Genomic DNA, 20,364 nt, shown 5'->3' with positions numbered 1-20,364 from the left:
ATGATGGAAAGCCTGCTCATAGCCAACAGGGGCGAGATCGCCCGCCGGATCATCCGTACGGCAAAGGCACTCGGCATCCGCACAATTGCCGTTTATTCAGAGGCCGATGCCGACCTGCCCTTCGTGACAGAAGCGGACGAGGCCGTTTCCATCGGCCCCGCGCCCGCTCGTGAGAGTTATCTTTCACAGGAGCGGATACTGGAGGCCGCCCGCAGAACGGGTGCGACTGCAATCCATCCCGGCTACGGCTTCCTGTCGGAAAATGCCGAATTTGCGGAAGCCGTTGAGAATGCCGGCATCATCTGGGTCGGTGCCGCACCCGCCGCAATTCGTGCCATGGGTCTCAAGGATGCCGCGAAACAGCTGATGCAGGCCGCCGGCGTGCCCGTCACACCGGGCTATATGGGCGCAGACCAGAGCGACGAGCGGCTAGCCGCAGAAGCTATGGCAACGGGCTATCCCGTGCTTATCAAAGCTGTCGCCGGCGGCGGCGGCAAGGGCATGCGCCGCGTCGACCGACCGGAAGATTTCACAGAACTGCTTGCCTCCTGCCGCCGCGAGGCTGCCTCATCCTTCGGCGACGACCGCGTGCTGATCGAGCGCTATATCGCCAATCCGCGCCATATCGAGGTACAGGTCTTTGCAGACCGCTTCGGCAATTGCGTCCATCTCTTCGAACGTGACTGCTCGCTTCAACGCAGGCACCAGAAAGTGATTGAGGAAGCACCCGCCCCGGGCCTCGACGCCGGAACCCGAGCCTCAATTTGCGAAGCAGCGGTCAAGGCGGCGAAGGCGGTAAATTATGTGGGTGCCGGGACCATCGAATTCATTGCCGATGCCTCGGGGGGCCTGCGCCCGGATCGCATCTGGTTCATGGAGATGAACACGAGGCTACAGGTGGAGCACCCTGTCACCGAAGCCATCACCGGCGAGGATCTGGTGCTCTGGCAATTGAAGGTCGCCGCCGGCGAGCCGCTGCCGAAGGGACAAGACGATATCTTGATGAACGGCTGGGCCTTCGAGGCTCGCCTTTACGCCGAAAACCCTGCTGCCGGCTACCTGCCCTCGATCGGCCATCTCGATCATCTGCGCTTGCCCAAAAATGTCCGCGTCGACAGCGGCGTCGAGGAGGGTAACGAAATCACCGCCTTCTACGATCCGATGATTGCCAAGATCATAGCCCACGGCCCAAATCGTGAGGCAGCCCTCGCGAGACTCACCAGGGCCTGCGAAAGCATCGAAATCTGGCCGGTAAAATCCAATGCCGGTCTGCTCGCGCGCGTCGCCATCGACACGGATTTCCAAGCGGCAAAGATCGATACGGGCTTTCTCGACCGTCACGGAGAAACCCTGCTGCCGAAGGAGCCAGACGAGATGGCTATCGACAGGGCAGCGACGGCATTGGCAGCGAAAGTAGCCACCGATCCCTGGTCGGCCCTCGCCGGCCTGCGTGTTGCGGGAACAGGCGATAGCCGCGCGCGCGTCCGCATCGGCGACCATCTCTATTGGGGGCATGTCCGCTCCGGCCTCGACACCAATACCGTCAGGTTCGGCGATACCGTCGTTCTCTTCGATAGCGGCAATGCCTGGCCGATCGGCCTTCCCGTCGCCAGCGAAGTTGAAGCGCATCAGGGCGCCGGCGATGGCGCGATCCTTTCGCCGATGCCGGGTCTCGTCATTTCCGTCGATGTCGCGGAAGGCGATCGCGTTGCCAAGGGCGACAGGCTGCTGACGGTGGAGGCGATGAAGATGGAACATACGCTGCGCGCGCCCTTTGACGGCATTGTCGGCAAACTGCCGGTCTCCGTGGGCACGCGGGTCTCGGAAAACCAGCTCATCGCCAGCGTCATGAAGGAAGAGCACTGATGGCCGGCCGCTACTTCGACGAATGGATGGTCGGCGACCGGATCGCCCACGAGATCCGCCGCACCGTCACGGAAACCGACAACCTGCTCTTCACCACGCTCTCGCATAATCCGCAGCCGCTGCATCTCGACGCAGATTATGCGGCGGGGACTGAATTCGGCCGCATCGTCGTCAATGGCACCTTCACCTTCGCGCTCACCGTCGGCCTCTCGGTCGGCGACACGACGCTCGGCACGCTGGTCGCCAATCTCGGCTACGACAAGGTGACGATGCCGAAGCCGGTGTTCATCGGTGACTCGCTTCGGGTGGAAACGGAGGTGACGGAGCTCCGGCGCTCCAATTCCCGGCCCGATGCCGGGATTGTCACGTTCAAGCACATCACTCTGAATCAGCGAAACGAGATCGTTTGCCAGTGCCTGCGGACGGCCATGCTGCAGGTGAAGCCGTCATGAGGCTGCGCTCGCTGCTTTTCGTGCCCGGCGACAGGCCGGAGCGTTTCGACAAGGCGCTCGCATCAGGCGCCGATGCCGTCATCCTCGATCTGGAAGATTCCGTCTCCGCGCAGAACAAGCCGCGGGCGCGAGACGCCGTGCACGACTTCGTCACGCGCCGAGCGGCCGATGCGACGCTTGTGATCCGCATAAACCCCCTTGCCACGTCTGCCTGCCAAGACGATCTGGCTGCACTCGCTGAGATCAGCCCCTTCGCGATCATGTTGCCGAAGGCTGAAGGCGCAGCTTCGGTGCGCCAGCTCGCAAGCCACCTGTCATCATCCGCGGTGTCTATCCTGCCGATCGCGACTGAAACGCCGGCTGCCATTTTCGAGATCGGCAGTTACCGGGACGTCACCTCTCATCTCTGCGGGCTGACCTGGGGCGCGGAAGATCTGCCGGCCGCAATCGGCGCTGTTATCGCCCGCGAGGCAGATGGACGCTACACCACCCCCTATGAGCTCGCCCGCTCTCTGGTGCTGTTTGGCGCGCACGCCGCCGCGGTTCCCGCCATCGAAACCGTCTATCCCGATTTTCGTGATCTCAGCGGTCTTGCGACCTATGCTGCCCGCGCCCGGCGCGACGGTTTCTCGGGAATGATGGCGATCCATCCAAGCCAGGTCGAACCGATCAACCGAGCCTTCACGCCGGACGCAGCTGAGATCAGCTGGGCGGAAAAAGTCGTAGCCGCCTTCGCTACCTCGCCGGACACCGGCGTCATCCAGATCGACGGGCGCATGCTCGACCTGCCGCATCTGAAACTCGCAAAACGCATTCTAGAGGCCGGAAAACTATCCGATGACGGATAACTGGGCCGCAATCCGGTCGAGCTCGGCGAGAAACTCCGAGCCACCAGGACTTGGAAACGTGGTTGGCCGGCAATGGAAGCGCCCAATAAATAGGCAAAATACTCCGGAAGTCGCAAATCGAATATTAAATGTCGTATTTTTATAGCTCAACGCACAGCTGTGCAAAGCTATTTCCGAGGTCGAATCCTCCTGATAGCAGGTTGTTTCCGGTCAAGCTTTCTCGCCATTTTTGATAACGGCCTAATAATAATGACCGCCAATAGAATTGAATAGACAAGAGAGCTTTCGATTCTTGCGCTATATTTCATATATAAATGAAATATAGACAATCACTTCGGCGAAATCGGCAAACGAAAGCCATCGATGTTCGATGAGCAGTTCACAAAATTCGGACATGAATATTTTGTGACAGAAACTTTCTACTCTATTCATGTCATAGAAACTTCATTGGTTACCGCAAATTGAACCAGTTAATAGGGCGTGCGCTCAAGAGGGGGCGCGTCCTATTTTTCGAGGGTTCTCATGCAAGCCAAGCTTCTCGGCGCCGTAGGCGCCCTACTCGCTTCAGCTTTCGTTGCTGCTGGTCCCGCCGCTGCTGCCGAAAAGACCAAGATCGACTTCTGGTTCGGCAACTCTGGCGATATCGCTACGCGCGTTCAGGAACAGTGCGACCGTTTCAACAAGTCGCAGAACGACTTCGAAGTCGTCTGCACCAGCCAGGGCTCTTACGACGCCTCGCTGCAGAACACGATCGCCGCTTTCCGCGCCGGCAAGCAGCCGACCATCGCTCAGGTTTCGGATGCCGGCACGCTCGACATCATGCTTTCGGGCGCCTACTACCCGGCCAACAAGCTCATGAAGGACATGGGCTACAATGTTGACTGGAACGACTACTTCTCCGGCATCGCCGGCTACTATGCAACGTCGAAGGGCGAGATGTACTCGTTCCCCTTCAACTCCTCTACCGCTCTGCTGTACTGGAACAAGGACGCCTTCGCCAAGATCGGCAAGGACCATGCTCCGGCCACCTGGAAGGAAGCTGGCGAAGACTTCAAGGCTCTGAAGGACGCAGGCTATGCTTGCCCGCTCGGCTTTGACATCTCCAACAACGAAGTCTGGCAGTTCATCGAGCAGTTCGAAGCCGTCAACGGCGAACCGATTGCTACGAAGAAGAACGGCTTCGAAGGCCTCGACGCCGAGCTGGTGTTCAACAAGAACCCGATGCTTGTGAACTTCGTCAAGGACCTGAAGGGCTGGTACGACGCCAAGGAAGCTGTCATCAAGAACAAGGCCGTTGGCCAGACCTTCGTTGAAGCCTTCGCTGCTGGCGATTGCCAGGTCATCCTGACCTCCGTTGGCGACCATGGCAACATCGGCCGTACCGCCAAGCAGGGCATGAACTGGGGCGTTTCCATGCTCCCGACCTATGGCGATGCAAGCCGTCACAGCTCCTACGTTGGCGGCGCTTCGCTCTGGGTTCTGAAGGGTCATTCGGACGCCGAATACAAGGCTGCCGCTTCCTTCTTCAACTTTATCGCAAAGCCGGAAGAAGCCCTCACCTGGTCGACCGTTACCGGCTACATCCCGGTTCGTAACTCGGGCTTCGAGTACCTGAAGAAGCAGGGCTTCTACGACAAGGCTCCTTATGCCGGTCGCGAACTTGCCATTCAGAGCCTGACCGCTTCGCCGGCTGGCGACACGGCTGCCAAGGGCATCCGTCTCGGTGGCCTGCTCCAGGTCCGTACCGAAATCGCGAACGGCCTGCAGGCAATCTTCGTCAACAATGCCGACGTACAGGCTTCGCTCGACTCTGCTGCCGACCGCGGCAACCAGCTGCTGCGTCGCTTCCAGCAGACCTACAAGGGCGTTCAGCTCCCTTAATCGACTGATATGAGCCGCACCCGGCCCGCTTCTGGCGCGCCGGGTGCGTCTTTGTAAATTCTACCGGCTGCGGCAGCAAGATCGCCGTCCGCGCCAAAACCTAACCAGGGCGAAAACGACCACTCATGGAAAAGCGCGTCACTTTCTCCTCGACGACGACCGGCATTCTCTTCGTATTTCCGATGCTGTTGCTGATCTTCGTCTTCTTCTACTGGCCGAGTGCGCAGGCGCTGTATTGGGCGTTCACGCTCGAGCAGCCATGGGGCGGCGGCAATGCCTGGGTCGGTTTCGACAATTTCAAGCAGCTGCTTTCGGACCCGATCTATTGGGACTCCATCACCCGCAGCATGATCTTCGGCTTCGCCTCGACCGCCATCGCCATGGGCCTGGCGCTCATACTGGCGCTTCTGACCGATCGTGAACTGCGCGGCCACAAGATCTATCGCTCGGTCTTCATCTGGCCCTATGCGATTGCCGCTCCCGCTCTCGGCCTTGCCTTCCGCTTCATCCTGGCACCGGAAGCCGGCCTTCTGTCGGTCATCAATCACGTCTGGCCCGGCCTCTGGAACCCTGCCTTCGACGGCAAGGATGCGATGATCGCCGTCATCGTCGCCTTTTCTTGGAAATATATCGGCTACAACTTCATCTTCTTCCTATCGGCGCTTCAGGGCATTCCACGCTCGCTGATCGAAGCTGCCGCCATGGACGGTTCCGGACCGATGCGCCGGATCTGGGATATCCAGCTGCCGCTCCTCACCCCGACGCTGTTCTTCCTTCTGGTCATCAACATCACCGAAAGCTTCCAGGATTCCTTCGGTATCGTCGACGTGATGACCCAGGGTGGTCCGGCGCGTGCCACCGAACTCATGGTCTACAAGATCTTTTTCGACGGCTTCAAGGGCCTCGATTATTCAGGTGCCGCAGCTCAGTCCATGATCCTGATGGGTCTCGTCATGCTCCTTACCATCGTCCAGTTCCGCTTCATCGAGCGGCGCGTGCACTACAAGTGAGGTCGCGAACATGATCGAACGCACGCCAATCTTCAATTTTATCTGCTACACGCTGCTGGCATTGGGCATGGTGATCGCCCTCCTGCCCTTCCTGATCGTCATCGTCGCATCGACGCTTGATCTCGAAACCGTCAACCGGGTGCCGCTGCCGCTGGTTCCGAGCAGCCATTTCTGGGAGAACGTGCAGACCGCTTGGGTTCGCGCCGATCTCGGCAACAAGCTTTTCCACAGCGTCATCTTTGCTGCCACCGTCGGCGCCGGCAAGGTCATCCTTTCAGCCATGGCCGCCTTCTCGATCGTGTATTTCCGCTTCCCCGGCCGCCATCTGATCTTCTGGATCATCTTCATCACGCTGATGCTGCCGCTCGAAGTGCGTATCGTGCCGACCTATTCGATCGCCGCCAACGCGCTTCAGCCGTTCCAGACGATCCTCGACGTAACCGGCATCAGCTGGCTGGTCGCCCAGATCACCGGCATCCAGATCAAGCTCGAATGGGGTCTGCTGAACTCCTATCCGGGCCTCGTGCTGCCGATGGTCGCCACCGCAACCGGCACCTTCCTCTACCGCCAGTTCTACCTGACGGTGCCGGACGAGCTTGCCGAGGCATCGAAGATGGACGGTTCCGGTCCGGTCCGCTTCTTCTGGGACGTGTTGCTACCGCTGTCGCGCCCGAACATGATCGCGCTCTTCACCATCATGTTCGTCTGGGCCTGGAACCAGTATCTCTGGCCGCTGCTGATCACGACCGACCCGAAGTTCGGCATCGCCGTGACCCAGCTCAAGACCCTCATTCCCTCCGAATTCGGCCTGCCCGACTGGAACGTCGCGATGGCCGGAACATTGATCATCATGTCGCCGCCGCTGATCCTCGTCATCCTGATGCAGCGTTGGTTCGTGCGCGGCCTTATCTCCACCGAGAAGTGAAAGGAACAGAACCTTGGCACCGATCTCCATCCGTGGCGTGAAAAAGAACTATGGCAAGCACGCCGTCGTTCATGGCGTCGATCTCGAAATCCAGTCGGGCGAATTCATCGTCATCCTCGGTCCATCCGGCTGCGGCAAGTCCACGCTGCTGCGCATGGTCGCCGGCCTGGAAGAAATCACCGGCGGCGAAATCGCCATTGACGGCCGCGTCGTCAACCAGCTCGAGCCGCGTGAACGCGGCTGCGCGATGGTCTTCCAGAACTACGCGCTTTACCCGCACATGAGCGTTGCCGAAAACATCGGTTATGCACTCAAGGTCGCCGGCGTACCGAAGGCCGAGCGTGACCGCCGGATCGCCGACGTTGCCAAGGCACTCAGCCTCGAGCCCTTCCTCGAGCGCCGCCCGGCCGCTCTCTCAGGCGGTCAGCGCCAGCGCGTCGCCATGGGCCGCGCCATGATCCGCGAGCCGAAGGTCTTTCTCTTCGACGAGCCGCTGTCGAACCTCGATGCCAAGCTGCGTATCGCCATGCGTGCGGAAATCCGCCGCCTGCATCGCCGCCTCGGCGCAACCTCGATCTTCGTGACACACGACCAGAACGAGGCCATGACACTTGCCGACCGCATCATCGTCATGAATGCCGGCAATGTCGAACAGGTCGGCACGCCGGAAGAGGTCTATCACTATCCCGCAAGCCGGTTCGTCGCCGGCTTCGTCGGCACGCCGGCAATGAACCTGCTGGAAGGCCGCGTCAACGAAACCGGCGTGTTCATCTATGACGAAGGCCGCACCGTGACGCTTCCCGCTGAGCGCGGCAAGCAGCTTGCCGGCCAGCGCGTTGTTCTCGGCGTGCGCGCCGAAGCCGCTCGCCTCGTCTCCCCGGATGCGCCGGGTGCACTCGTTGCGACCGCCGACTTCATCGAAGAACTGGGCGCCAGCCGGATTGTCCATGCCGATTTCGATGGCCTGCCCTTTGCTGTCGCCATGACCGGTTCGGTCTCGCTGAAGACCGGCGATCGGATCGGCATTGCGATCGATCAGGATTCGATCCATCTCTACTCGGCTGAGACCGGCAAAGTGCTCGTCGCGCCGGCAAGAAGCAACGCCGTGACCGTTAACGCCTGAGCTGATGCAGATGATGAGCTTTCTTGATCTCGCCAGCGGCGACCGCAACCTGGTTGCGGCCGCCGTAGAGGCGCTTGCCGTACCCCCAGCCACGTTCTTCGATGAGGCGCGTTCTGCCGAACTGACACAGGCCGAGCATGACCGGCTTGCAGCGACCCTGCCGGCGCTTTCGACGATCGAAGTCGTACGGACTGCCAGCGAAGCCAGCATCGGAAACGGTCTCGTCGTCGCCGCTTGGAACGCCGAACGGCTGAAATATCATGCTCCTTCGGTGGAACTCGTCCGCCATAGCGTCGCCGATATCCTGTTGCTCACGGAGGCTGATCTCGGCATGGTGCGCGCCGGCAACCGGCACACTGTTGCCGACCTCGCCCGCGATCTCGGCATGTCCTATGCTTTTGGCGTCGAGTTCGTGGAACTTGGTCTCGGAGATTCCCGTGAGCGCGAATGGCATAAGGGCGAGACGAATGCCGTCGGCTTCCACGGCAATGCGCTGCTCTCCCGTTTGCCGTTGCTTGATGCGGCATTGATCCATCTCGATGACTGCGGCACATGGTGGACGGATGCAAAGGACGGGCAGGGTCGGATCGGCGGCCGCATGGCAATCGCGGCCAAAATCGAAACCGCATTCGGGCCGATCATTGCAGTCAGCGTGCATCTGGAAAGCAAGACCGACATTGCGGATCGGGCAATGCAGACAAAGAGGCTGATCGCCGCCGTTGAAAAGCTCGCCAATGGCTTACCCGTGGTTTTGGGTGGCGATTTCAACACCAATATCCTTCCCGAGGGGTCGCGTGAACCCGAAGCGCACGAACCGCTTTTCGGTCTCCTCGCAGAGGCCGGCTACAATTGGGAGACTGCCAACGACTTCACGGTCACACAGCGCACGCGCCCCGACGGAACGCCACAGCCTCCTTTTGCTCGCCTCGACTGGCTGTTTACCCGCGGCCTTTCGGCAAGCGACGCCGTGACTGTTGCTGCCATCGACGCAGACGGAGCAGCAATCTCCGATCACGAACTGATCAAGGCGCACTTTTCCGCGCTCTGAGCCGCCGGAGGCGAAAGAGTCCACTAGCCGATCAATGGTGACGGTGGTCCGCCGTCACTTCGCCGGAAACCTTTCATGAAGTGTTGCATTCACGCACTAGCGGGGACGCTTTAGGCGTTGCTAACATTTCGGTGACTGGCGGGGGCCGGCTGCAAGCGTTCGACGAGGGAGCGCTTGCTCAAATGGGATGGCTGTGCATTGCGGATCCGCAGCCATCCCATACTCGCCCGGCTGAACAGCCCATCGCATCGGAGCCCACGCAGGCCCGATGAGCCCCCGAAACAAATCACTCTCCTGGTGAAACCTGCAGCCGGCAGTTTTTGCAAATTGGTCCGCCCGTCGGTCGATCATGAAATGAGAAACTCGTGACGGCACAAGTTCCTTTCGTCAATCGCGGAACAGTCGGATCGCACCATCGTTATGTTCGCAACGGATGGAGGACGACATGTCTAACGTGTCACGAACAGGAAACGACGAGATCAACAACGCCACAAATCCGAACACGTTTGGGCGTTCGGTCGAAAGCAAGGCGCAGATCGCGGACGCGGCGGCGGAAAGTTCAACCCTCCCGGCAGGCGAGCCCCTTGGTATCTATCGACTTGAACCGATCGCGGCGACAGACGATCCGAGATGGGAAAATTCGCCGGGCCACGGCGTCGTGGTGGTCGCAGCAAGAACAGCGGGTGATGCCCGGATCGTGGCGGCCGGGCGCGAGCTCGACTTCATGGAGGTCGACGCTGCACCCGCTGACGATGTCACCACGACACATGCGAGCGCATTTCGCGACGACAAGCTTTACACAGTCGTCGAGATCGATCGGAATCGCACGGATGTCGTACGAGGCGTGATTGAAGGCGAAATCTCGGTTGATACGATCAGGCCTGTGCAGCCCGATTAAGTAAGGCGAGTATTTCGCGATGCTGGCTCCAAGGCCTCGCCTCCGCGAGCAAGCTTAGTTTTCCTGGATCCGATGAATCCGCTGTCTTACTCGGTGTATCGGCGCCAGAGGCACCGTACAAGCCCATGGCATCAGGCGTTCAAGCGGGCCGCATATTCCATGGAACTTCGATCATCGCCGGTTGTTTTCACCTGGATTGGAGAACCACCATGGCATCAATGACAAAAGAAGAGCTGTCGAAGCATCTGAAGAAGCTGGATTTCTGCATGTTTTCGACACGTGGAGCCTCGAACCGGATCAGCACTCGGCCGATGAGCAACAATGGCGACGTCGAATATGACGGAGATTCCTGGTTCTTTTCCTACGCGGATACGCGCAAGATATCCGACATTCGGAAAGACAACGCGGTGCAGCTGACCTTCACTGCGCCACCGCATCTGCTTGGCAAACCGGGCATATTCATCGCGATCGACGGTAACGCTTCGCTCATTGAGGACGTCTCGGAATTCGAGCAACACTGGGTCAAGGGACTGGAACGATGGTTTCCCGAGGGCACCCAGACGCCTGGGCTTGCCTTGATCAAGGTTGCGGCACGTTCGATCCAATATTGGGACGGTGAAGAAAACGGCAAAGTCGAGGTCTGAGATCCGCAAGCGATCCTCACCGACGCCGATAGTGCCGTCGGCGGCAGCAGGAATTGGCGCCCAACTCGTGCCCAGCCAATCTAGAGACGAGCTATTGCTTCCCCGAGCTCCTTGCGAAGCTTTTCAAGCCGATCTCGCGCCTCGTCCCTTTGCGCCCGCAACGCCTTGATCGACTTCTCCTGTTCCGTCAGGTCCTGAAGGAACTGCTGCTTGAGCGGTGTGTCGCCGACAGAGGAAAGCAAGCCTGAAATCCGTGAGGATTCCGACGTTGCGTCTTCAATTGCCTGCATGACCGTAGCCAGGTCCCTCTCCGCTTCCTTTTGTGCCTTCCTTGCCGTCACAAGGCCCTGAAGTTTCGAGGCGATTTCCGGAGACGGCCCTTCATCGAGCCATTGCAGGATCACAGTGTCATCGATATCGGCAATCGCCTGCGTCTCGCTCTCGGCCATGCGCCATTCGATGGTCGTCGAAACCTTCTTGCCCGCGGGGACGATCATAGTTGCCCGCGCACCTTGCGGTGTCTCTTCCACGCCTTCGGACTTAACCAGTTCCCATCCTGCCATGCCCGGGTCTTCCGCGACAAACGTCCTGTCGGCATCAGCGCCCCAGACGGAGAAGGTCTTTCGCAGCCGTCGCTCCAGTGTGGCCTCGAGATAACCGTCCTTTACGATGACAGTTCGAAAAGAACTGGATATGGCGCTTGCCACTTCCTGCTCGATCTTCTGATCGGCGGCAAACGTCGCCTTTTCCACGCCGCCCGGCTTCACACTACCTATGCGTGCGTCGCCGACATAACGCCCTTTGTCGTCATAGACTGCCGCCACCGCCGGCGGTAGCGAAGTCCCCGTGTCGTTGGTGAGCACGAGGGCTGCATCCGGATGTTGCGCACCATCGCGATAGAGAGCGACGAACTCTGCCTTGATCTCGCGATCCAAGATCGGCACGGAAATCGTCTCACCGTTCTTCAGGTCGTATACGCCGGGAAGATCGAAGTTTGCGACCACGTCGCCCTCGTCGGCAGTCGCACCGATGGTAGCGGCTGGAGCAGCCTCAACTGGAGCAGGAGCCTCGGCCAGCGGCTTGTTCGCCAGCGCGCCTCCAAACTTGCTACGTTTGGCGCCTCCAAGGTCCAGATAGGCGAAATCCACTTCCGGGCGTGATGGCCATGCTCTGGCATACAGTCTCTGGCGAAGCGTCACGGGCTTGCCGGACGTCAGAGAAATGGAAACCCCGTGCCAATCCTCGCCGGACGCATTCTCAAGGACTGCCCAAGCCTGCAACCGCGCTTTGCCCTTGGCGTCAACAATGATCCTGTAGGACGGCTTCCAGAGCGGGGCGGCCACGACATAGGAGATATCTACGGCCGCCGACGCCTTGCCTTCGAGCGCGATGGTGACGGCCCGGCTTCCCTGCACGCCGTCACTCGACAACAGTTCTGCGGCTCGGGAAATCATCTCGGCGTCTTTGGGATCGTCGAGTTTGTAGGCCATGGCGCCACCGATCTCGGCAACGTCGAAGGCGCCGCTGTCCAGCATCACGATCAGCCGTGCGCGTTGCTTCTCGCTCGCAGGCTCTACTCCGACGATGCGGCCCTTCACTCCGTTCGCAGAGACAGGCGCTCCTCTGAGAGACCGCAACACACCCGCCGCCGAATCCAGATCCTGCGGTTTGATCGGAAGCACCTTGAATGTTTCGTCCACCATGTCTGGGCCGGTGGTCGAAAGGCCCTTTACGGGCGCGGGCCCCGATACGACGAGGGTCTTGAGAAAGTCATCCATCTGATCTGTCGGCACGTCGATGACAGCATTGCCGTCCTCTCCGACATTGAGACTGCGCACATATTCGGCAACTCCGCCTGACGACAGCCGGATCGACTTGATCGTCCCGGTTTGGGCAAATGCGGTTGTGGAGAGCAGTACTGCGGTAAGTGCCGCACAGACAACGGATGCGTATTTCATGGAGCCCCCTCGATTAATCCCGAGCGAGAATGAGCGTAAAAAAGGGGCGGCATTTCGGCATACGATTGCTTTTCCGCAAGCTCGCGCCCAGCCCTTGTCGAGACGCGACCAAGTCTCTGCCGGAGATCTCCATCTTCGATGCGATATCGGGAAAGATGTCGTGAAATTGAGAAGACGAACGCCTATATACGTCGCTCGAATCTGTTTGAAAGGAAATCCGTCATGACTATCAATGGAAGCCTGCTCGTCGCGGGATCGGAGAAGCGCGGCACGCGCGGCGAGCTCTACGGTGTCGAAGCAGCCACGGGGACGGCGCTGCCCGTCTCTTTCGGTGGCGCCTCCGCCGAAGACGTCGAAGAGGCGACCAGGCTTGCATGGGAGGCCTTCGCGTCCTACCGGGAAACCGATCTCGAAACACGGGCTGCCTTTCTTGAAACCATCGCCAGCGAGATCGAGGCCATCGGCGACGAGCTGATCGTGCGGGCAATGGCGGAAACCGGACTTCCGCGCGGACGTCTCGAGGGCGAGCGCGCTCGCACGATGGGGCAGCTTCGGCTATTTGCGAAAGAGGTGCGCGAAGGCCGCTTCCAGGAGCTTCGCTTCGACGGCGCGGATCCCTCCCGCAAGCCGGTTCCGAAGCCTGACCTGCGCCTGCGCAACGTTCCTCTGGGACCTGTCGCGGTTTTCGGCGCATCGAACTTTCCGCTCGCCTTCTCCGTCGCCGGTGGTGACACGGCATCTGCGCTCGCAGCGGGATGCCCGGTCGTCGTCAAGGCCCACTCCGCTCACCCGGGCACATCGGAACTGGTCGGCCGCGCCGTTCAGCGCGCCGTTGCCAAGGCTGGTCTGCATGCCGGCACGTTTGCGCTCCTCTTCGATACCGGCTTCGAGGTCGGGCAGAAACTGGTGGCCGATGCCAGAATCCGCGCCGTCGGCTTCACGGGCTCGCGCCGCGGCGGCACTGCGCTGATGAAGATCTCTTCCGAGCGCAAGCAGCCGATCCCGGTCTATGCCGAAATGAGCAGCATCAACCCGGTCATCTTCTTCCCCAACGCGCTGGAAACCCGCGCGGCGGAGATCGCAACGGCTTTCGTAGGCTCGCTTGTCCTCGGTGCCGGGCAGTTCTGCACCAATCCCGGCCTCATTCTCGCCGTCGACAGCGAAGGCCTGGACACGTTCATTGCCAAGGCGCGGGAGCTTCTGCCCGATGTCGGCGCCCAGACGATGCTGACAGGCTCCATCGCCAAGGCGTTCTGCGATGGCGTTGCCCGGCTGGAAAAACATCCCGAAGTCCGGCTCGTTGCCAATGGCAAGCCCGGCAGCGAATTCGAAGGCACGGCCGCTCTCTTCGAGACGACAGCTGCTGCATTCCTTGCACATCACGAGCTGCAGGACGAGGTCTTCGGTGCAGCCGGCCTTATCGTGCGCTGCCGTGATCTCGCCGAACTCGAGCGCGTCCTCGACGGCCTCGAAGGCCAGCTGACCGTTGCCCTTCACATTACGAGCGAAGACGAACAGGACGCCAAGCGCCTCGTTCCAAAGCTGGAAATGCTTGCCGGACGCCTGCTCGTGAACGGCTTCGGAACCGGCGTGGAAGTATCGCCCGCTATGGTGCACGGCGGCCCCTACCCGGCAACGGCCGATGGCAGATCCACCTCCGTCGGGACGCTCGCCATCTACAGGTTCCTGCGCCCGGTTTCGTATCAGGACTTTACGACGAACCTGCTTCCAGCGCCGCTGCGTTGATCGCAGTATAGCAGCCGGACCTTAAACCCAAAGAACCGGCATCTGAAAATTGCACCACGGGCGCTCAGGCGGCCCGTGGTACGCATTGGCAAAACCTCAGTCTCAAAATCGTCATTTTGCCGATGACAGCGACGCCATTCTCTGCAAGAAAGAGTTCTGTTGAGAGACAGGGGCGCCCGTTTCCGAAAGCGGGCTGAGAAGCACCCTTCGAACCTGAACCGGATAATGCCGGCGGAGGGAGTCGCTTGGGTCGCCATCTGCTTCATCGCATGATCGTTCCCGCGCCTGCCCCGCCTGAAAGGGGTACTATGGAGAACAAGACACCCGGAGCACTGTTGACGGCGATGCGGGCGAAGCCGCCGCTCGTGCAGTGCATCACCAATTACGTGGCCATGAACATCGCCGCCAATGTGGTCCTTGCGGCAGGTGCATCGCCTGCCATGGTCCACGCCGCCGAAGAAGCCGGCGAGTTTGCCGCAATCGCCGGCGCTTTGACCGTCAATATCGGCACGCTCTCCACCCAGTGGATCGACGGCATGCATGCGGCGGCAAGGGCTGCAAACGCGAGCGGCAAACCTTGGGTCCTTGATCCGGTTGCCCATTATGCGACATCCTTCCGCCGTAAGGCGGTTGCCGATCTGCTGGCGCTTCGCCCGACGATCATCCGCGGCAATGCTTCTGAGATCATCGCGCTTGCCGGTGGCGAGAGCCGCGGCCAAGGCGTCGACAGCCGCGACCCGGTTGAGCAGGCCGAGGCGTCCGCCCGGCTGCTTGCCGAACGGCATGGAGCGGTCGTCGCCGTCACCGGTGTGGTGGATTTCGTGACCGATGGTGCGCAGGCGCTGCGCATTGAAGGCGGCTCGCCGTTGATGCCGCAGGTGACTGCGCTCGGCTGTTCGCTCACCTGCCTCACCGGCGCCTTTGCCGCAACCATTCCCGCCGACCCCTTCGCAGCCGCTGTCGCGGCACTTTCTACCTTCGCGGTTGCCGGTGAAGAGGCGGCCAAGGATGCTGCCGGCCCCGGCTCCTTCTCCTGGCGGTTCCTCGATCAGCTCGCCGCGCTCGATGGAGCAAGGCTCGATGCAAAAGTCAGGATCAACGCCGCATGAAACGCTTCGATCTTTCCCTCTATCTGGTCCTCGATCCCGATCTCTGCGCCGATATCGGTATGGTTGAGACGGCGCGGCTTGCCGTTGCCGGCGGCGCCACGATGGTGCAGCTTCGTGACAAGCATGGCGGGACGGCAAGGATGATCGAGACCGGTCTGGCGCTGAAGGAGATCCTGAAGGATACCGGCGCTTTGCTCGTCGTCAACGACGACGTCGAGGCAGCCATCGCGATCGGCGCCGGCGGGCTGCATATCGGCCAGGATGATATGGGGCCAGCTACCGCCCGGGCGATGATCGGCCCGGACATGATCCTTGGCCTGTCAGCCGAGAGCGAAGCGCTGGCAGCGGCCATCGATCCCGCTATCGTCGACTATGCCGGCATCGGCCCAATCTTTGCGACACCCACCAAGGCAGACCACAAGCAGCCGATCGGCTTTGATGGGTTGGCGAAACTGGTGAAAACCGCCCCCGTTCCGACGGTTGCAATCGGCGGCTTGAAGAGCGAGCATGTCACTTTCGTCTTCGCGGCCGGAGCCGATGGGCTTGCTGTCGTCTCGGCGATCTGCGGCACGCAGGACCCGCGAGCCGCGACGATCCGCATCGCCGAGGAAATCCGAAAGGTCCGCCGATGATCCGCAACGTCCTGTCTATCGCCGGCTCCGATCCATCCGGTGGCGCCGGCATCCAGGCCGATCTCAAGGCTTTCTCTGCTCGCGGCGTCTATGGCATGGCGGCGCTGACGGCCCTGACGGCGCAGAATACGCAAGGGGTGACGGGCGTGCATCTTGTCCCGCCCCACTTCGTCGCCCAGCAGATCAAGGCGGTCTTTGCCGATGTGCGCGTCGATGCGGTCAAGATCGGCATGATCGCCAATGCCGGCATTGCCGAAGCCGTTGCCGAGGCGCTGGCGCCTCATCGCGGCATTCCCATCGTCGTCGATCCTGTCATGATCGCCAAGGGCGGAGCGGCACTCCTCGACCCGCAGGCTGTCGATGCGCTGACGAAGCACCTGCTGCCGCTTGCGACGCTGCTCACCCCCAACCTGCCGGAAGCCGCAGCGCTGCTGCACGAAGAGGTTGCCGAAAGCCGCGAGCAGATGGCCTCGCAAGCCGAGCGCCTGCGAGCGCTCGGCCCTGCCGCTGTGTTGGTCAAGGGCGGTCATCTCGAGAGCAATGAAAGTCCCGACATATTGGCAACCGACTCCGGCCGGCATTGGTTCGAGGCGAAACGCGTCCCCACGAAGAATACACACGGGACCGGCTGCACACTTTCCAGCGCACTCGCCGCCGAACTCGCAAAGGGTGCTTCGCCGCAAGCAGCTGTTTCGACTGCGAAAACCTATCTTGCGCAAGCAGTCGCTGCCGCGGGCGAGCTGGCAGTCGGCTCTGGCCATGGACCGGTTCATCATTTCCATGCCCTGTGGAAAGACGCCGGGCTCTGAGCCGGATCACAGACCCGATAATGCCCAGCGGCCCGGTCAAACCGGGCCGTTTTGTTTTGCCTACCCCCAGTTGAACCAGGATTGCCTGCCAAAAAGCCTGTTGACATGGCCGCTCGGATATCGAAAGTTATGTCATTAAAAAGGGATACATTCCGTAATAACAGAATAATTGGAGGAATTCGGGTGTCGGACCTGCTTGTGAGCTTATATTCCACGAAGCTCGCCGAACTGAAAGAGAAGGCCGGCTCCATCGGCATCGTGATCCGTCCAGCCCTGCCGCCGGAACTTCATGTCGTCGTTACCTGGGTGCGGGAACATTTCAGCGAGAACTGGGCAAGCGAAGTGAGCGTCGCCTTTTCCCGCCAGCCTGTTGCCTGCCTGATCGCCGTCGAGGATGGCAAGCTGCTCGGCTTTGCCTGCTATGACACGACCGCCCGCGGCTTCTTCGGCCCGACTGGCGTCGATCCGGCCGCACGCGGCAAGGGCATTGGCCTCGCCCTCTTTTCCGCCTGCCTGCAGACCATGAAGACGCTGGGCCACGCCTACGCCTTCATCGGCGATGCCGGCCCCGTCGATTTCTACGTCAAGACCGCCGGCGCGGTCGAAATTCCCGCCCCCGACAAGGGCATTTACGAAGGCATGCTGCGAAGCCCGCCGAAATGACCATCTGATATCGGAGTTTTGAAATAGTGTCCTCGACCCCGCTTGCTCTCTTCGTCGGCCTTCCCAATCCGACGCTTTCGGACGACGAATTCGCCCTCTTCCGCGAGACCAATCCGCTTGGCCTCTTCGTCGGCCGCCGCAACCTGCGCAATCCGGAGCAGGCAAAGATCCTGATCGACCGTTTCCGCGAGGCCGTCGGCCGCGACGATGCGCCCGTCTTTACCGACCAGGAAGGCGGCCGTGTGCAGCACATGGATGCCGGCCCCTGGCCGCTTTTCCGCAGCTTCGGCCAGTTCGCCGAGCTTGCGCGCCATGACTTCGAGGTCGGCAAGAAGGCGCTGCGTCTGTCCACCCAGGCCATGGGTGTGATGATGACCGAACTCGGCCTGTCGAGCGGCTGCTCGCCGGTTCTCGATCTCGTTTTCGAAACAACGAGCGCGGTGATCGGCGCCCGCTCCTTCGGCCCCGATCCGGATTTCATCGCTGCACTGGGCCGCGAAGTGGTCGATGGCCTGCTCGAAACCGGTAACATGCCGGTCATGAAGCATATTCCGGGCCACGGCCGCGCCACGCTCGATTCCCACAAGGAACGCCCGGTCGTCGACGCCTCGCGCGAAACACTGACCGCAACCGACTTCAAGCCTTTCGTGGCGCTGAAGGACACGCCTTGGGCAATGGTCGCCCATGTCGTCTACTCCGCTTACGATGCCGAGCTGCCGGCTTCCATCTCGCCGATCATGCATGACGTGATCCGCAAGGACATGGGTTACGACGGCGTTCTGATCTCCGACTGCATCTTCATGGAATCGCTGCAGGGCACTCTGCCCGAGCGCGTCGCTCAGGTTCTCGATGCCGGTTTCGACATTGCGCTTCACAGCCATGGCGACGTCAAGGAGAGCGAGGCTGCGGCCAAGGCCGCGCGCCCGATGACGGAAGCCGCTCAGAAGCGTATCGCCGCCGGCAAGGCCCGCCTCGGCACTCTCAAGATCGACTATCGCGCTGCCCATGCGGAAGTCGAATCGATGTTTGCAAGCGCACTGGTCTCCTGACCAGCGCGCGTATTCTTCACCTCATAAGAAAAGGGGAATTTGTAATGAAGAAATATCTTTTAGCGGCTGCAGCCCTGACGATGCTATCGGGCTCGGCCGTCGCGCAGACCGTCCTCACGGCCAATATCGAGCCGGCAACCACCTGGGTGCGCAACTTCAACCCGTTCAACCAGACTTCGTCGCGTCAGTCGACCCTCGACTTCATCTATGAGCCACTGGTCATCTTCAACCGCTTCGACAGCAACAAGCCGGTCTATCGCCTGGCCGAAAGCTTCAAGCTCTCCGACGACCTGAAGAGCATCGATTTCAAGCTGCGTCCGAACCTGAAGTGGTCGGACGGCCAGCCGCTGACCTCGGCCGACGTGAAGTTTACCTACGACTACCTGAAGAAGTTCCCGGCCCTCGATTTCGTCAGCATCTGGACCTTCATCACCGATGTACAGGCGGTCGATGGCCAGACAGTCCGCTTCACGCTCGCCAATCCAAGCTCGCTTGCCGCCGAACAGCTGTCGCAGCTGCCGATCGTGCCCGAGCATGTCTGGAAGGATGTTGCCGATCCGGTCACCTACGCCAACGAAAATCCCGTCGGCAGCGGTCCGCTGACCGAAGTGCCGCGCTTCACCGGCCAGACCTATGACCAGTGCCGCAACCCGAACTACTGGGATGCCGAGCACCTGAAGGTCGACTGCATGCGCTTCCCGCAGCTTGCCGACAACAACCAGATCCTGACGGCGACCGCCGACGGCACGCTTGACTGGGGCGTCTCCTTCATTCCCGATATCGACAATGTCTATGTCTCGAAGGATCCGGCGCATTATCACTACTGGTATTCGCCGAGCAGCATGGTCGCCTTCCTGTTCAATCTCGAAACGTCCAACGAGGCCAACAAGAAGGCCTTCAACGACGTGAAGTTCCGCCGTGCGGTCTCCATGGCGCTGGACCGCAAGACGATGATCGATGTGGCCGGCTACGGCTATCCGACATTGAACGAAGATCCGGGCCTGATGGGCGAGCTCTACAAGAGCTGGGCGGACCCGTCCGTTAAGGCCGACTTCGGCAAGTTCGCCGCCTATGACGCCGATGCTGCCAAGGCGGCACTCGACGAAGCAGGCTATGTCGACAAGGACGGCGATGGCCTGCGCGACAATCCGGATGGTTCGAAGATCTCCTTCTCGATCATCGTTCCGAACTCCTGGACGGACTGGATCGACACGGTCAATATCGCGATCGAAGGCATGCAGGCAGTCGGCATTGATGCCAAGATCGAGACGCCGGAAGAAGCCGTATGGACCTCCGATCTCATCGACGGCAAGTTCGATGCGGCGATCAACAGCCTGCCGGCTTCGGCCTCGCCCTATTATCCCTACAAGCGCGCCTTCAGTGCTTCGGACAAGGGCAAGACCCGCTTCACCGCACAGCGCTGGTTCAACCCAGAAGTGGAAGACCTGGTCACCCAGTTCACCCACACGGCCGATCTCGACAAGCAGAAAGAAGCGATGAACAAGGCTCAGCGCATCGTTGCCGAAAACATGCCTGTCATCCCCGTGTTCAACAACCCGAACTGGTACCAGTACAACACCAAGCGCTTCACCGGCTGGTCGACCAAGGAAAACCCCTTCGTCAATCCGTCCATCTCGCGCACCAACCCGGCACGTCTTCTGAACCTGCTGGCGCTTGAGCCGGTCAAGTAAGCCATTGTTACA

General features: G+C 60.7%; 18 protein-coding genes and 1 riboswitch. Of the genes, 17 read left to right on the top strand and 1 reads right to left on the bottom strand.

Annotation, left to right across the window (positions count from 1 at the left end; genetic code table 11):
• From FHX06_RS12915 to FHX06_RS12870, 10 genes are all read left to right on the top strand, one after another.
• A complete protein-coding gene (locus FHX06_RS12915) occupies window positions 1-1,866 on the top strand; it encodes an acetyl/propionyl/methylcrotonyl-CoA carboxylase subunit alpha (RefSeq protein ID WP_113115750.1) in 1,866 nt (621 codons plus the stop codon).
• A complete protein-coding gene (locus FHX06_RS12910; protein ID WP_113115749.1) occupies window positions 1,866-2,318 on the top strand; it encodes a MaoC family dehydratase in 453 nt (150 codons plus the stop codon). The genes FHX06_RS12915 and FHX06_RS12910 overlap by 1 nt, the downstream gene beginning before the upstream one ends.
• A complete protein-coding gene (locus FHX06_RS12905) occupies window positions 2,315-3,166 on the top strand; it encodes an HpcH/HpaI aldolase/citrate lyase family protein (protein ID WP_113213072.1) in 852 nt (283 codons plus the stop codon). The genes FHX06_RS12910 and FHX06_RS12905 overlap by 4 nt, the downstream gene beginning before the upstream one ends.
• Before the next feature lie 522 nt (window positions 3,167-3,688).
• Window positions 3,689-5,047: an extracellular solute-binding protein gene (locus FHX06_RS12900; RefSeq protein WP_112546426.1), complete on the top strand. Its 1,359-nt coding sequence runs from the start codon at window positions 3,689-3,691 to the stop codon at window positions 5,045-5,047.
• 125 nt (window positions 5,048-5,172) lie between these two features.
• Window positions 5,173-6,057, top strand: a complete 885-nt coding sequence (locus FHX06_RS12895) for a carbohydrate ABC transporter permease (RefSeq protein WP_112546425.1) — start codon at window positions 5,173-5,175, stop codon at window positions 6,055-6,057.
• A 10-nt stretch (window positions 6,058-6,067) separates the two neighbouring features.
• Window positions 6,068-6,982 (top strand): ABC transporter permease subunit, encoded by a 915-nt coding sequence (locus FHX06_RS12890; protein WP_112971746.1) that lies wholly within the window; start codon window positions 6,068-6,070, stop codon window positions 6,980-6,982.
• A 13-nt stretch (window positions 6,983-6,995) separates the two neighbouring features.
• Window positions 6,996-8,105 carry a sn-glycerol-3-phosphate ABC transporter ATP-binding protein UgpC gene (gene ugpC / locus FHX06_RS12885; protein WP_113014587.1) on the top strand — a complete coding sequence of 370 codons (1,110 nt, stop codon included), beginning with the start codon at window positions 6,996-6,998 and terminating at the stop codon, window positions 8,103-8,105.
• Window positions 8,106-8,115: 10 nt separating this feature from the next.
• The gene (locus FHX06_RS12880; RefSeq protein ID WP_183879534.1) at window positions 8,116-9,153 is read left to right on the top strand and encodes an endonuclease/exonuclease/phosphatase family protein; all 1,038 of its coding nucleotides are present in this window, start codon (window positions 8,116-8,118) and stop codon (window positions 9,151-9,153) included.
• A 433-nt stretch (window positions 9,154-9,586) separates the two neighbouring features.
• The gene (locus FHX06_RS12875; RefSeq protein WP_183879532.1) at window positions 9,587-10,051 is read left to right on the top strand and encodes a hypothetical protein; all 465 of its coding nucleotides are present in this window, start codon (window positions 9,587-9,589) and stop codon (window positions 10,049-10,051) included.
• A gap of 209 nt (window positions 10,052-10,260) precedes the next feature.
• Window positions 10,261-10,695 carry a pyridoxamine 5'-phosphate oxidase family protein gene (locus FHX06_RS12870; RefSeq protein ID WP_113014589.1) on the top strand — a complete coding sequence of 145 codons (435 nt, stop codon included), beginning with the start codon at window positions 10,261-10,263 and terminating at the stop codon, window positions 10,693-10,695.
• Window positions 10,696-10,775: 80 nt separating this feature from the next.
• On the opposite strand, the gene FHX06_RS12865 is transcribed toward FHX06_RS12870, so the two are convergent.
• Window positions 10,776-12,653, bottom strand: coding sequence for a DUF4139 domain-containing protein (locus FHX06_RS12865; protein WP_183879530.1), 1,878 nt, complete (start codon window positions 12,651-12,653; stop codon window positions 10,776-10,778).
• A gap of 222 nt (window positions 12,654-12,875) precedes the next feature.
• On the opposite strand from FHX06_RS12865, the gene FHX06_RS12860 reads away from it, so the two are divergent.
• From FHX06_RS12860 to FHX06_RS12830, 7 genes are all read left to right on the top strand, one after another.
• Complete coding sequence (locus tag FHX06_RS12860) at window positions 12,876-14,399, top strand: aldehyde dehydrogenase (NADP(+)) (RefSeq protein ID WP_183879528.1); 1,524 nt, start codon at window positions 12,876-12,878, stop codon at window positions 14,397-14,399.
• A gap of 158 nt (window positions 14,400-14,557) precedes the next feature.
• Window positions 14,558-14,656: riboswitch (TPP riboswitch) on the top strand.
• A 51-nt stretch (window positions 14,657-14,707) separates the two neighbouring features.
• Window positions 14,708-15,508, top strand: coding sequence for a hydroxyethylthiazole kinase (gene thiM, locus FHX06_RS12855; protein WP_113213079.1), 801 nt, complete (start codon window positions 14,708-14,710; stop codon window positions 15,506-15,508).
• Window positions 15,505-16,140, top strand: coding sequence for a thiamine phosphate synthase (gene thiE, locus FHX06_RS12850; protein WP_113213080.1), 636 nt, complete (start codon window positions 15,505-15,507; stop codon window positions 16,138-16,140). The genes thiM and thiE overlap by 4 nt, the downstream gene beginning before the upstream one ends.
• Window positions 16,137-16,949: a bifunctional hydroxymethylpyrimidine kinase/phosphomethylpyrimidine kinase gene (gene thiD, locus FHX06_RS12845; RefSeq protein WP_112546415.1), complete on the top strand. Its 813-nt coding sequence runs from the start codon at window positions 16,137-16,139 to the stop codon at window positions 16,947-16,949. Before thiE ends, thiD begins: the two co-directional genes overlap by 4 nt.
• 183 nt (window positions 16,950-17,132) lie before the next feature.
• Window positions 17,133-17,612, top strand: coding sequence for a GNAT family N-acetyltransferase (locus FHX06_RS12840; RefSeq protein ID WP_113145123.1), 480 nt, complete (start codon window positions 17,133-17,135; stop codon window positions 17,610-17,612).
• A 26-nt stretch (window positions 17,613-17,638) separates the two neighbouring features.
• Window positions 17,639-18,661, top strand: a complete 1,023-nt coding sequence (locus tag FHX06_RS12835) for a glycoside hydrolase family 3 N-terminal domain-containing protein (RefSeq protein WP_112971752.1) — start codon at window positions 17,639-17,641, stop codon at window positions 18,659-18,661.
• A 44-nt stretch (window positions 18,662-18,705) separates the two neighbouring features.
• Entirely contained in the window at window positions 18,706-20,352 is a 1,647-nt protein-coding gene (locus tag FHX06_RS12830; RefSeq protein WP_113213081.1) for an ABC transporter substrate-binding protein, read from the top strand.
• The last annotated feature ends 12 nt before the right edge of the window (window positions 20,353-20,364 follow it).

The sequence above is a fragment of the Rhizobium sp. BK512 genome (assembly GCF_014194915.1).
Classification (GTDB): Bacteria; Pseudomonadota; Alphaproteobacteria; order Rhizobiales; family Rhizobiaceae; genus Rhizobium.
Note: the sequence above shows the minus strand (reverse complement) of the source record. Positions and strands in the feature narration are given on the sequence as shown.

Excerpts from the sequence above, each read along its gene's own strand:
- FHX06_RS12915 (WP_113115750.1), top strand. The coding sequence starts at position 1 with ATGATGGAAAGCCTGCTCATAGCCAACAGGGGCGAGATCGCCCGCCGG.
- FHX06_RS12910 (WP_113115749.1), top strand. The coding sequence starts at position 1,866 with ATGGCCGGCCGCTACTTCGACGAATGGATGGTCGGCGACCGGATCGCC.
- FHX06_RS12905 (WP_113213072.1), top strand. The coding sequence starts at position 2,315 with ATGAGGCTGCGCTCGCTGCTTTTCGTGCCCGGCGACAGGCCGGAGCGT.
- FHX06_RS12900 (WP_112546426.1), top strand. The coding sequence starts at position 3,689 with ATGCAAGCCAAGCTTCTCGGCGCCGTAGGCGCCCTACTCGCTTCAGCT.
- FHX06_RS12895 (WP_112546425.1), top strand. The coding sequence starts at position 5,173 with ATGGAAAAGCGCGTCACTTTCTCCTCGACGACGACCGGCATTCTCTTC.
- FHX06_RS12890 (WP_112971746.1), top strand. The coding sequence starts at position 6,068 with ATGATCGAACGCACGCCAATCTTCAATTTTATCTGCTACACGCTGCTG.
- FHX06_RS12880 (WP_183879534.1), top strand. The coding sequence starts at position 8,116 with ATGATGAGCTTTCTTGATCTCGCCAGCGGCGACCGCAACCTGGTTGCG.
- FHX06_RS12875 (WP_183879532.1), top strand. The coding sequence starts at position 9,587 with ATGGAGGACGACATGTCTAACGTGTCACGAACAGGAAACGACGAGATC.
- FHX06_RS12870 (WP_113014589.1), top strand. The coding sequence starts at position 10,261 with ATGGCATCAATGACAAAAGAAGAGCTGTCGAAGCATCTGAAGAAGCTG.
- FHX06_RS12865 (WP_183879530.1), bottom strand. The coding sequence starts at position 12,653 with ATGAAATACGCATCCGTTGTCTGTGCGGCACTTACCGCAGTACTGCTC.
- FHX06_RS12860 (WP_183879528.1), top strand. The coding sequence starts at position 12,876 with ATGACTATCAATGGAAGCCTGCTCGTCGCGGGATCGGAGAAGCGCGGC.
- thiM (WP_113213079.1), top strand. The coding sequence starts at position 14,708 with ATGGAGAACAAGACACCCGGAGCACTGTTGACGGCGATGCGGGCGAAG.
- thiE (WP_113213080.1), top strand. The coding sequence starts at position 15,505 with ATGAAACGCTTCGATCTTTCCCTCTATCTGGTCCTCGATCCCGATCTC.
- thiD (WP_112546415.1), top strand. The coding sequence starts at position 16,137 with ATGATCCGCAACGTCCTGTCTATCGCCGGCTCCGATCCATCCGGTGGC.
- FHX06_RS12830 (WP_113213081.1), top strand. The coding sequence starts at position 18,706 with ATGAAGAAATATCTTTTAGCGGCTGCAGCCCTGACGATGCTATCGGGC.